Here is a 12,173-nt window from a genome sequence, read left to right as displayed (position 1 = left end):
GGCGCGGGGCGGTCAGTCCTGCCCGTAGCGCGGGTCGACCGACTCGGGGGCCAGGCCCAGGAGTTCGGCGACCTGCTCGACGACGACCTCGTGCACCAGCAGGGCCCGGTCGTCGCGGGTCTTGGTGCGGATCTCGACCGGGCGGCGGTAGATCACGATCCGGTCGGGGGCGTCGCCGCGGGCCTCGACGTACCGGCCGAGCGGCACCGATTCGCCGTCGAGGAACACCGCCTCGCCCGGCTCGCCGTCCTCACCGGGCACGGGCACCTCCCGCACCACGAAGTCCACGGAGGCCAGTTGCGGCCAGCGGCGCTCCAGCCGCTCCGCCGAGTCATGGACGAGGTCGACGAACGCCTCCGCCCTGCTCACCGACAGCGGCACCTGCGGCGGGGCGATCGGACCGCGCATGCCGCGGCCGTGCCGGTCGCGGTGGCGCGGGTGCCGGTCGGGCGGTCCGGCTGCGGGAGGTACGGGGCTGTCCATCACCTCGAAGGGTATCCGCCGGTCGGCCGGGTACGCGCGGTAGCCGCGCATCTCATCGGATGTCGCAGGATGAGCATTCCGGTCATCCTTGCGATCGGATAAAGCCAGCCATCGGACCGGCGAGCGCATGCTGAATGACACTATGGTGGCTGGGTGATGACAGAGTTCCAGGGCCGCGCATCCCGTCCCGTCCCTTCCCCGCGCAGGTCAACCCGGCGGTTCGGGGACGGTGTCCACCGGGCGCTCCGGCACGACACGGAGGGGTGAGCCAGGAGTGAGTCGTCGCGGCCCGCTCAAGAGTGCGGTACCGTCCCACCTCGTGAGCCCTGTACGTCGCTGTTCGCGCACCGCGTGCGGCCGCCCGGCCGTCGCGACGCTGACGTACGTCTACGCCGATTCGACCGCGGTCCTCGGCCCGCTCGCCACCTACGCCGAACCCCACTGCTACGACCTGTGCGCCGAGCACTCCGAGCGGCTGACCGCCCCCCGCGGGTGGGACGTCGTCCGGCTCGCCGTGGACACCGGCCCCGCCCGGCCCAGCAGCGATGACCTCGAAGCGCTGGCCAACGCCGTCCGGGAAGCGGCCCGTCCGCGGGAGCGCGCCGCGGGGGGCTCCGGGCCGGTCAAGGGCCCCGTGGGCCCCAGCAGCCGCGAGGTCAACCCGATGGAGGTCGCCCGCCGGGGCCACCTCAGGGTGCTGCGCTCGCCCGATTCCTGACGCCCCGCCGCCGGGCTGCCCCGTCGTCGTCCGCCGTTCGCGGGGCCGTCCGTCCCCGGTTCCGGTCCCCGACGGCCGTCCGCCGTCCGGATCGGCGGTGCGTCCGGGTAGGTTTGGGTACCTGTACCGGACCTGTACCGGACTCCAGGAGGGTGAGACGTGGCTGATCTGTCGCAGCTCGTGAAGGCGTACGACGTGCGCGGTGTGGTCCCCGACCAGTGGGACGAGGCGCTCGCCGAGCTCTTCGGCGCGGCCTTCGCCAAGGTGACGGAGGCCGACGCGATCGTGGTCGGGCACGACATGCGGCCCTCCTCCCCGGGGCTGGCACGGGCCTTCGCACGCGGCGCCGCGGCCCGCGGCGCCGACGTCACCGAGATCGGGCTCTGCTCGACCGACCAGCTCTACTTCGCCAGCGGACACCTCGGGCTGCCCGGCGCCATGTTCACGGCCAGCCACAACCCGGCCCAGTACAACGGCATCAAGATGTGCCGCGCCGGCGCCGCCCCCGTCGGCCAGGACACCGGACTCGCCGAGATCCGCGCCCTCGTGGAGGACTGGTCGGAGAACGGGGCGCCCGAGCCCGTTGCCGCCACCGGCACCCTGACGCGGCGCGACACCCTCGCCGACTACGCCGCCCACCTGCGCTCCCTGGTCGACCTGCGGACGATCCGGCCGCTGAAGACCGTGGTGGACGCCGGCAACGGCATGGGCGGGCACACGGTCCCCACCGTCCTGGAAGGGCTGCCGGTCGACCTGATCGCGCTCTACTTCGAGCTCGACGGCACCTTCCCCAACCACGAGGCCAACCCCCTCGACCCCAAGAACCTCGTCGACCTCCAGGCCAAGGTCCGCGAGACGGGCGCCGACATCGGCCTCGCCTTCGACGGCGACGCCGACCGCTGCTTCGTCGTCGACGAGAACGGCGACCCCGTCTCCCCGTCCGCGATCACCGCGCTGGTCGCCGCCCGCGAACTCGCCAAGCACCCCGGCGGCACGGTCATCCACAACCTCATCACCTCCTGGTCGGTGCCCGAGGTCGTCAGGGAGAACGGCGGCAAGCCGGTCCGCACCCGGGTGGGGCACTCCTTCATCAAGCAGGAGATGGCCCGCACCGGCGCCATCTTCGGCGGCGAGCACTCCGCCCACTACTACTTCCGCGACTTCTGGAACGCCGACACCGGCATGCTCGCCGCGCTCCACGTCCTCGCCGCCCTCGGCGGCCAGGGCGGGCCGCTCTCCGAGCTGGTCCGGGAGTACGACCGCTACGCCGCCTCCGGCGAGATCAACAGCACCGTCGCCGACCAGCCGGGCCGGGCCGCCGCCGTCAAGGCCGCCTACGCGGACCGGGAGGACGTCGAGCTCGACGAACTGGACGGCCTCACCGTCACCGCCCGGGACTGGTGGTTCAACCTCCGGGCCTCCAACACCGAGCCCCTGCTGCGGCTGAACGTCGAGGCCCGCGACGCCGCGACGGTCGCCAGGATCCGCGACGAGGTCCTGGCCGTCGTGCGCGCCTGAGCCCCCCCGCCGGGCGTCACCCGAGGTGACGTCCGGCGGTACCCTGACCGCACAGAGACGCACACCTCCCGAAGGGAACCCCCATGCCGCTCGAAGCCGGCCTCCTGGAGATCCTCGCCTGCCCCGCGTGCCACGCCCCGCTGCGGCAGGAAACGGACGGCTCCGGAGAGACCGCCGAGCTGGTGTGCGAGAGCGAGAGCTGCGCCCTGGCGTACCCCGTCCGCGACGGCATCCCCGTCCTCCTGGTGGACGAGGCCCGACGCCCCTCCTGAGCCGAGCCGCCCCCCGGCCGGCACCCCGTACACCACGGCGATCGGAGCTGATCAACGGTGTTCGACGAGTCACTTCTCGATGACCCCGACGCCCTCTCCCGCGCCGACGTCCACGGGCTGCTGCGCGGCGCCGCCGAGTGCGGCGCCCGCGTCCGGACGGCCGCCCGCAACGCCGTCGAGGCGGGCGTCGGAGCGCTGCGGCCGGACGGCCGCCCACGCGCCGTCATCGTCGCCGGGCCGGGACCGGCCGCCGGCTCCACGGCCGACCTGCTGTCCGCGCTCGCCGGCGGCGGCTGCCCCGTCGCCCCGCTCCGCCCGACCGGCGTCGCCCCCGCCCCGGGGGCCCTGCGCTGGACGCTCCCGGGCTGGACCGGCCCGCTCGACCTGCTCCTCGTCGTCAGCCCGGACGGCACCGAGCCCGGCCTGGCCCTCCTCCTCGAACAGGCGTACCGCCGCGGCTGCTCCGTCGTCTGCGTCACCCCCGCCGGCTCCCCGCTCGCCGAGGCCACCACCCAGGCCCGCGGCCTGGCGATCCCGCTGACCAGCACGCCGTACGAGACGACGATGTCCGGCGACGACGTCCCCGCCCGCCCCGAGAACGGCGAGAACGTCCTGCCGACCGGGCCCGGCACCCTCTGGTCCCTGCTCACCCCGCTGCTCGCGCTCGCCGACCGCATCGGCCTGTTCGAGGCCCCGCCGACCGCCTTGGACGCGCTCGCCGACCGGCTCGACCAGCTCGCCGAACGCTGCGGGCCGGCCGTCGCCACCTACAGCAACCCGGCCAAGACCCTCGCCGCGGAACTGGCCGACACCCTCCCGCTCATCTGGACCGAGGGCGAGCTCGCCGCCGCGGCGGGACGCCGCTTCGCGACCGTCCTCGCCGCGCTCGCCGGCCGCCCGGCGCTCGCCGCCGAACTGCCCGAGGCGCTCACCGCCCACGGCACCCTGCTCTCCGGGGCCTTCGCCGCCGGCGCCGACCCGGAGGACTTCTTCCGCGACCGCGTCGAGGACCCCGAAGCCCTGCACGCCCGCGTCGTCCTGCTCCGCGAACGCGAACCGGACGAGGTCACCTCGCCCGCCCAGGGGGCCCGCGACCTGGCCCTGCACCGCGGCACGCCGATCAGCGAGCTGGAGGCCACCGAGGGCGGGACCGCCCTGGAGACCGCCGCCGAGCTGCTGGCCGTCACCGATTTCGCCGCCGTCTACCTGGCCCTCGCCGGGACGCCCTGACGCCCCCGTGACCAGGCAGGACCGGAACCGGACGCACACCGCGCCGGATCCGTACGGCCGGAACGGGAGCCGCGCGTCCGGCGCGCGGGCCCGTACGGCCGGTGCTCGACCCGTACGAACCGTCAGGAACCACCCCGTCAGTCAGGAACGTCCCATGGACCGCCTCGCCAACACCGTGCGCCCCTACGCCTGGGGCTCCACCACCGCGATCCCCGGACTCCTCGGCACCCCGGTGACCGGTGAGCCCCAGGCCGAACTCTGGATGGGGGCCCACCCCGGCGCCCCCTCCCGCGTCGACCGGGGCGACGGGCCGCGCCCCCTCACCGAGGTCATCGCCGCCGACCCGGAGGGCGAGCTCGGCGCGACGACCGTCCGCGCCTTCGGCCCCCGGCTCCCCTTCCTGGTCAAACTGCTCGCCGCCGCCTCGCCGCTCTCCCTCCAGGTGCACCCCGACGGCGCCGCGGCGGAGGCCGGGTTCGCCGCCGAGGAAGCCCTCGGCATCCCTCTCGACGCTCCGCACCGCAACTACAAGGACCCGCACCACAAGCCCGAACTCCTCTGCGCCCTCACGGTCTTCGACGGGCTGTGCGGCTTCCGCGACCCGGTACGGACGGCCGACCTGTTCGCGGCCCTCGGCGTCGACGAGCTGAAGCCGTACGTCGACCTGCTGCACGCCCACCCCGAGGCCGACGCGCTCCGCGAGGTCCTGACCGCCGTCCTGACCGCCGAGCCCGGGGCGATGGCCGCGACCGTCTCCCGCGCCGCCGCCGCGTGCGACCGGCTCGCCGCCCAGGACGGCCCGTACCGGGACGACTGCGCCGCCTACGCCTTCCTCGCCCGGCACTACCCCGGCGACCCGGGCGTCATCGCCGCCATGCTCCTCAACCACGTCAGGCTCCAGCCCGGCGAAGCCCTCTACCTGGGCGCCGGCGTCCCGCACGCCTACCTCGACGGCCTCGGCGTCGAGGTCATGGGCAGCTCGGACAACGTGCTGCGGTGCGGTCTGACGCCCAAGCACGTCGACGTCCCCGAGCTGCTGCGGGTCGTCCGCTTCGAGCCCACCGTCCCCGCCGTCCTCCGGCCCGAGGCCGGGCCGGACGAGGCGGAGGTCTACGCCACGCCCGCGGACGACTTCCGCCTCTCCCGGTACGTACGGGCCGTCGGCACCCCGCCCCGGCTGCTGGACGCGCGCGCCCCCCAGATCCTCCTGTGCACCGCCGGTACGGCACACCTCCGCGGTGACGACGGCGAACTGGAGCTCTCCCGGGGCGAGTCCGCGTTCGTCCGCGCCGGGGAGCCCGTGGAACTACGGGGGGAGTGCACGCTTTTCCGCGCCACTGTCGTGGCCTGAACGCGCACCGGGCGTCCCTGCTGACACAATGGCCCGCCGAAGGCGGCAAAGAAACAGCAAAGATCATTGCGGATGCCGCCGCCGGCAGCACTGCCGGGATCGTCGTGGGCGGAAGGGACAACCCGTACGTATGAGTGCACAAGGCGGAACGAAGGCCATCGTCGCCGCGCTGGGGGCCAATCTGGCCATCGCCGTGGCGAAGTTCGTCGCCTTCGCGTTCAGCGGATCGTCGTCGATGCTCGCGGAAGGCGTGCACTCGGTCGCCGACTCGGGCAACCAGGCACTGCTGCTGGTCGGCGGCAAGAAGGCACAGAAGGCGGCGAGCGAGGAACACCCCTTCGGCTACGGCCGTGAGCGGTACGTCTACGGGTTCCTCGTCTCCATCGTCCTCTTCACCATCGGTGGCGTCTTCGCCCTCTACGAGGGCTACGAGAAGATCAAGGAACCGCACGAGCTCGACAACTGGTACTGGCCGGTCGGCGTGCTCGTCTTCGCCGTCATCGCCGAGAGTTTCTCCTTCCGCACCGCGATCCAGGAGTCGAACGCGCTGCGCGGCCGGCAGACCTGGAAGCAGTTCGTCCGCACCGCCAAGGCCCCCGAGCTGCCCGTGGTCCTCCTGGAGGACTTCGGCGCCCTCGTCGGCCTCGTCCTCGCGCTCCTCGGCGTCAGCCTCACCGTCGCCACCGGCGACGGCGTCTGGGACGGCATCGGCACCCTCTGCATCGGCGCCCTCCTCGTCCTCATCGCCCTGGTCCTCGCCGCCGAGACCAAGTCGCTGCTCCTCGGCGAGGCCGCGGGACCCGAGCAGGTCGCCCGGATCCGCGAGGCCGCCGTCGACGGCGAGACCGTGACGGGCGTCATCCACATGCGGACGCTCCACCTCGGCCCCGAGGAGCTCCTCGTCGCCGCCAAGGTCGCCGTGCGACGGGACGACACCGCCGCCGATGTCGTCCGCGCCATCGACGCCGCCGAGGCCCGCATCCGCGCCGCCGTGCCCATCGCCCGCGTCATCTACCTGGAACCCGACATCTTCAGCGAGACCGCGGCGGCGGCCGGCCCGGACCCGGCGGCGACGCCCGGGGGGCCGGGGGTTCCGGCCTGACGGCTTTCTCTTCCGGAATGGACCGTCCGCCGTCGTGCGCGGGCCGGACGGTCACCGGATCTCGCTCAGCACCCGAAGGATCGCGGGGGTGTCCGGCGCCGCCGTGAGGCGTTGCCGGAACTCCGGGTCCATCAGCCTCCGGGACAGCGACGCCAGGATCCGCAGGTGCTCGTCGGCCGCCCCCTCGGGTACCGCGACGGCGAAGAGGAGCCGGGCGGGGGCGCCGTCGGCCGAGCCCCAGTCGATGCCCTCGGCCGAGCGGGCGAAGGCGACCGCCGGGGCCACGACGGCGTCGGTCCTGGCGTGGGGAATGGCCACGGCGTCGCCGACCCCGGTGCCGCCCAGCGCCTCCCGGTCGAGGAGGGCGGCGACGAGCCCGTCGCCGTCCACCACACCGCCGCCCTCGGCGAGCAGACCCGCCAACTCCCGGATCGCCGCCTCCTTGTGACGCGCGCCGAGCCGGGGGCGGACCGTCCGCCCCGTGAGCCGCCCGCCCAGCACCTCGCCTCCGTCGTACGACGGCGACGCGGCGACGTCCGCCGGTGCGGGGGTGGGGGCGGGGGCGCGGCCCAGCGTCATCAGGGTCACGGTCGCCAGGGCGGTGACGACCGTGCCCATCGCCACGGCGACGAAGAACATCGGCACACCGCCCACCGCGCCCAGCACGGCGACGACCGGCCCGCCGTGCGGCACCCGGTCCGTGACCGCCGCGAGCCCCGCGATGGCACCGGCCACCGCACCGCCCAGCATGTTCGCCGGGATCACCCGGGCGGGACGGGCGGCGGCGAACGGGATCGCTCCCTCCGTCAGCCCGAAGAAGCCCATGACCAGCGCCGCGAGCCCCGCCTCGCGCTCCTGGGCCCGGAACATGCCCCGCCGCAGCAGCGTCGCCAGCCCCTGGCCGAGCGGGGGGACGGGGATGGCGGCCGCGCACATGCCCATGACCTCGGGGCTCTGGGAGACCAGCCCGGCCCCGAAGAGGAAGGCCGTCTTGTTGACCGGCCCGCCCATGTCGAACGTGATCATCAGCCCCAGGAGCACCCCGAGCACCGCCACACCCGCCCCGGTCAGCCCGGCGAGCCAGTCGGTGAGGTGGTCGAAGACCCAGGAGATCGGGCCGCCCAGCGCATAGACGAAGAACAGCCCGAGGACGGACGTGGCCACCACCGGGATGACGATGATCGGCATGATCGGCCGGAGGAACCGCGGCACGGCGACCCGTTTGATGCCGAGCACCAGCCAGCCCGCCAGGAAGCCGGTGGCGATGGCCCCGAGGAAGCCCGCCCCCGACCGGGAGCCGTACAGCGCGCCGTCGTTCGCCAGCCAGCCGCCGACCATGCCGGGCACCAGCGCCGGCCGGTCGGCGAGCGCGTAGGCGATGTAGCCGGAGAGCACGGGCAGCATCAGGGCGAACCCGATCTCGCCGATCCGGTGGACGTGGTCCCAGAAGGAATCCGGGGGGATCACCAGACCGTGCGGCCCGGCCCGGCCTCCCAGCGCGAGCGACACCGCGATCAGCAGTCCGCCGGTGACGACGAACGGGATCATGTACGAGACGCCGTTCATCAGCGCCCGGTACACGGCCCGGTGAACGGTGGCGCCCGCGCCCGCTCCCGCTCCTTGCCCGGTGGGGAACCCTCCGGTTCCGCCGGCGCCGCCTCCCGTCCGGTGCACGGGAGCGCTCAGGACGCCCTCGATCAACCGCTCCGGGTGGTGGATGCCCTCGGCCACGCCGACGACCAGCACCCTCTTGCCGTCGAACCGCCCCAGATCGACGTCCTTGTCGGCGGCGACGATCACCCCGTCGGACTCCGCGATCTCCCGGGCCGTCAGGACGTTCTCCGCGCCGATGGCGCCCTGCGTCTCCACCCGGATCCGGTGCCCGAGCGCCTCGGCGGCCTGGGCCAGCTTCTCGGCCGCCATATAGGTGTGGGCGATGCCCGTGGGACAGGCGGTCACGGCGAGCAGCCTGAGCCGCCGCCCGCCGGCTCCCGCGCCCTCGGAGGAATCGGCCGGACCGGTCACGGGGCCTCCTTCCCGGCAGAACGTGTTCCGGCAGTACGTGCGCAGTCGCTCTCTGTCGCAGCAGTGGCTTCCTGTCGCAGTCGCATCCTGTTACAGAGGAGCGGCGGAGCCCGGGGAAGAGACGTCCGGTCGGCGCGGTCGGCGGAACCTCCTGGCTCCCGCGGTGTCCTGACAATCCGCCGCCGAAGGCCCCGAAGCCCCCGAAGGCCGTGGGGATCCGGTGGAGGGGCTGGGGATCAGGGGGCCGTCCGGTGTAGATTCGATTCCGGTGCCAGACGTCGCTGCTGATGGCGGTCGGGCGGTTCGCACGACGGGCCGGCCGAGGGAGAGAGGGCCTCCGACGGACTGCGCTGCGGCCAGGTGTGATGTGCGGAAGTCGAGGGGATCGACACGCACGACGCCCTGTCCGTCGCACGGCCGTACCCATCCCTCGCTCGCCCTTCAGGAGGAGCAGCCCGTATGACCACCACCTCCACCGGCCAGGACTTCAAGGTCGCGGACCTTTCCCTGGCGGCATTCGGCCGTAAGGAGATCACCCTCGCCGAGCACGAGATGCCCGGTCTGATGGCGATCCGCAAGGAGTACGCGGAGGCGCAGCCGCTGGCGGGCGCCCGCGTCACCGGCTCGCTGCACATGACCGTGCAGACGGCGGTGCTGATCGAGACCCTGGTGGCGCTGGGCGCGCGGGTGCGCTGGGCGTCCTGCAACATCTTCTCCACCCAGGACCACGCGGCCGCGGCCATCGCGGTGGGCCCCGACGGCACTCCGGACAACCCCCGGGGCGTCCCGGTCTTCGCCTGGAAGGGCGAGACGCTGGAGGAGTACTGGTGGTGCACGGAGCAGGCGCTGACCTGGCCGGACACCCCCACCGGCGGCCCGAACATGATCCTCGACGACGGTGGCGACGCCACCCTGCTCGTGCACAAGGGCGTCGAGTTCGAGAAGGCCGGCGCGGCCCCCGACCCGTCGACGGCGGACAGTGAGGAGTACGCGCAGATCCTCACCCTGCTGAACCGCACCCTGGGAGAGAACCCCCAGAAGTGGACCCAGCTGGCATCGGAGATCCGCGGCGTCACCGAGGAGACCACGACGGGCGTCCACCGCCTCTACGAGATGCAGGCCGCCGGCACCCTGCTGTTCCCGGCGATCAACGTGAACGACGCCGTGACCAAGTCGAAGTTCGACAACAAGTACGGCTGCCGCCACTCCCTCGTCGACGGCATCAACCGCGCCACCGACGTCCTCATCGGCGGCAAGGTCGCGGTCATCTGCGGCTACGGCGACGTCGGCAAGGGTTGTGCCGAGTCCCTCCGGGGCCAGGGCGCCCGGGTGATCGTCACCGAGATCGACCCGATCTGCGCCCTCCAGGCCGCCATGGACGGCTACCAGGTCGCGACGCTGGACGACGTCGTCGAGACCGCCGACATCTTCATCACCACGACCGGCAACAAGGACATCATCATGGCCTCCGACATGGCCAGGATGAAGCACCAGGCCATCGTCGGGAACATCGGCCACTTCGACAACGAGATCGACATGGCCGGCCTGGCCAAGATCCCCGGCATCGTCAAGGACGAGGTCAAGCCGCAGGTCCACACCTGGACCTTCCCCGACGGCAAGGTCCTCATCGTGCTGTCCGAGGGCCGCCTGCTGAACCTGGGCAACGCCACCGGCCACCCGTCCTTCGTGATGTCGAACTCCTTCGCCGACCAGACGCTGGCCCAGATCGAGCTCTTCACCAAGCCGGAGTCGTACCCGACCGACGTCTATGTGCTGCCGAAGCACCTGGACGAGAAGGTCGCCCGGCTGCACCTCGACGCGCTCGGCGTGAAGCTGACGACCCTCCGCCCGGAGCAGGCGGAGTACATCGGCGTCAAGGTCGAGGGCCCGTACAAGCCCGACCACTACCGTTACTGACGGCCCCCTCCGTACCGGCCACGCCGGCCACACCAGCCACGCCGGTACCGGGAGCCACAGCAGCGTCAGCAGCCGGCGCACCAGCCGGCCGGCCAGGCCCCTGCCCCCGCGGCGGGGGCCTGGCCCGTTCGTGTCAAGGAACTCCCCATGCCCCGCGGCCGCTACTCGCTCCACGATCCGCACGACCACACCCCCCTCGGTGACGAACACTTCCAGTGCGCGACCGGCCCCTCCGGCTGGCGCTACGTCTCCACGACCACCCATGCGTCCGGCGCACCGGCCGGCTCCGTCGATCTCGCGATCGACGCCCTCGGCCGCCCCATCCGCCTCCAGCTCCGGTCCGCCGACTGGCAGGTGCGGGCAGCGGCGCTCGAAGGCGTCACCTGGGTCCGCACGGACCCGTCCGGCGACCACGCGACCGAGGGCAACGTCCGCGCCCACGGCTTCACCGGTACCTCCCCCGCCTTCTACGTGGCCGTCGCCCGGCTCCTCCGCCCGACCCCCGGCGCCCCGCCCACCCGCGTCCGCCTGGTGTCCTTCACCGCCCCCGTGCTCGCCCCCCTCACCCTCGACCAGTCGTGGGCCCTGGTCAGCAGGACACCACACCCCACTGACAACGGGACCCTGGAAGTGGACGAATACCAGGTCAACGCCCTCGACACGGGCGAGCGGCATACCGTCCACCTGGCCGGCGACGTGGTCCTGTCCGCCCCCGGCATCGAGCTTGAGGAGCTGGAGACCCCGCCGTCGGTCTTCGACTGAGAACCCGTGGCGAACCCGCCCTGCAGGAGCTGGTAGGGTCTTCTTCTGCCCCGCCAAACCTGTTGACACGGGTGGGTGGGGGAGGTAGATTCGAACGGTTGGGACGACTGGACCTAGTCGCCTGCAGCAGCTAGTATCTACATCGCTTCGAACCGTGAGGACTCCTCATGTGATTACGAAGCACTTCGACTCCCACCAGATGGAAGCGAAACAGCCGTGTAATCGGCTCGCTCGAAATCTGATAAAGTCGGAATCGCCGGAAAGCGAAAGCAGAAGGCAAAAACCCCGCTCCAGCAGGGGGCCGGAAATGAATTCCGAACCGGAAACGGAACGGAAAACGGATCTGGTAGGGTTGGAAACACGAAATACCGGAGGGAAGCGCCCGGAGGAAAGCCCGAGAGGGTGAGTACGAAGGAAGCGTCCGTTCCTTGAGAACTCAACAGCGTGCCAAAAGTCAACGCCAGACTATAAAACAACCCCGTCCACGGGCCATCTTTGATGGTCTTGGATGAGGTTCCTTTGAAAGACACAGCGAGGACGCTGTGAACGACCGGGCCTATTCCGCCTGGTTGTTCCGCTCTTCTCGTGATGTGTTCGCCCCGATTACGGGGAAACATTCACGGAGAGTTTGATCCTGGCTCAGGACGAACGCTGGCGGCGTGCTTAACACATGCAAGTCGAACGATGAAGCCGCTTCGGTGGTGGATTAGTGGCGAACGGGTGAGTAACACGTGGGCAATCTGCCCTGCACTCTGGGACAAGCCCTGGAAACGGGGTCTAATACCGGATACGACC

Annotated in this window: 10 protein-coding genes and 1 rRNA gene (1 of these 11 cut by a window edge); 9 read left to right on the top strand and 2 right to left on the bottom strand. The window is 72.1% G+C overall.

The window, feature by feature from the left end:
• Positions 1 to 12: 12 nt before the first annotated feature.
• Entirely contained in the window at positions 13 to 483 is a 471-nt protein-coding gene (locus tag HN013_RS04305) for a metallopeptidase family protein (RefSeq protein WP_171163309.1), read from the bottom strand.
• Between the two features lie 274 nt (positions 484 to 757).
• Here HN013_RS04305 and HN013_RS04300 point away from each other — a divergent pair, with 274 nt between their 5' ends.
• From HN013_RS04300 to HN013_RS04275, 6 genes are all read left to right on the top strand, one after another.
• The gene (locus HN013_RS04300; protein WP_171163110.1) at positions 758 to 1,201 is read left to right on the top strand and encodes a DUF3499 domain-containing protein; all 444 of its coding nucleotides are present in this window, start codon (positions 758 to 760) and stop codon (positions 1,199 to 1,201) included.
• Positions 1,202 to 1,360: 159 nt separating this feature from the next.
• Positions 1,361 to 2,719: a phosphomannomutase/phosphoglucomutase gene (locus HN013_RS04295; protein ID WP_171163108.1), complete on the top strand. Its 1,359-nt coding sequence runs from the start codon at positions 1,361 to 1,363 to the stop codon at positions 2,717 to 2,719.
• Positions 2,720 to 2,802: 83 nt separating this feature from the next.
• Positions 2,803 to 2,991 carry a Trm112 family protein gene (locus tag HN013_RS04290; RefSeq protein ID WP_171163106.1) on the top strand — a complete coding sequence of 63 codons (189 nt, stop codon included), beginning with the start codon at positions 2,803 to 2,805 and terminating at the stop codon, positions 2,989 to 2,991.
• Between the two features lie 57 nt (positions 2,992 to 3,048).
• Entirely contained in the window at positions 3,049 to 4,221 is a 1,173-nt protein-coding gene (locus HN013_RS04285; RefSeq protein WP_171163104.1) for an SIS domain-containing protein, read from the top strand.
• Between the two features lie 154 nt (positions 4,222 to 4,375).
• Positions 4,376 to 5,572: a mannose-6-phosphate isomerase, class I gene (manA, locus tag HN013_RS04280; protein ID WP_171163102.1), complete on the top strand. Its 1,197-nt coding sequence runs from the start codon at positions 4,376 to 4,378 to the stop codon at positions 5,570 to 5,572.
• A gap of 130 nt (positions 5,573 to 5,702) precedes the next feature.
• The gene (locus HN013_RS04275) at positions 5,703 to 6,674 is read left to right on the top strand and encodes a cation diffusion facilitator family transporter (protein ID WP_171163100.1); all 972 of its coding nucleotides are present in this window, start codon (positions 5,703 to 5,705) and stop codon (positions 6,672 to 6,674) included.
• A gap of 51 nt (positions 6,675 to 6,725) precedes the next feature.
• Here HN013_RS04275 and HN013_RS04270 read toward each other — a convergent pair whose 3' ends face one another.
• Positions 6,726 to 8,699 (bottom strand): fructose-specific PTS transporter subunit EIIC, encoded by a 1,974-nt coding sequence (locus tag HN013_RS04270; protein ID WP_171163098.1) that lies wholly within the window; start codon positions 8,697 to 8,699, stop codon positions 6,726 to 6,728.
• 459 nt (positions 8,700 to 9,158) lie between these two features.
• Between HN013_RS04270 and ahcY the strand changes: the two genes are divergently transcribed.
• From ahcY to HN013_RS04255, 3 genes are all read left to right on the top strand, one after another.
• Entirely contained in the window at positions 9,159 to 10,616 is a 1,458-nt protein-coding gene (ahcY, locus tag HN013_RS04265; protein ID WP_171163096.1) for an adenosylhomocysteinase, read from the top strand.
• A gap of 147 nt (positions 10,617 to 10,763) precedes the next feature.
• Positions 10,764 to 11,378 carry a hypothetical protein gene (locus tag HN013_RS04260; RefSeq protein WP_171163094.1) on the top strand — a complete coding sequence of 205 codons (615 nt, stop codon included), beginning with the start codon at positions 10,764 to 10,766 and terminating at the stop codon, positions 11,376 to 11,378.
• 616 nt (positions 11,379 to 11,994) lie between these two features.
• Positions 11,995 to 12,173, top strand: a 16S ribosomal RNA gene (locus tag HN013_RS04255); it runs 1,343 nt beyond the window's last position.

The sequence above is a fragment of the Streptomyces sp. I05A-00742 genome (assembly GCF_013055795.1).
GTDB lineage: Bacteria > Actinomycetota > Actinomycetes > Streptomycetales > Streptomycetaceae > Streptomyces.
This window is presented reverse-complemented; position numbering and strand designations above follow the sequence as displayed.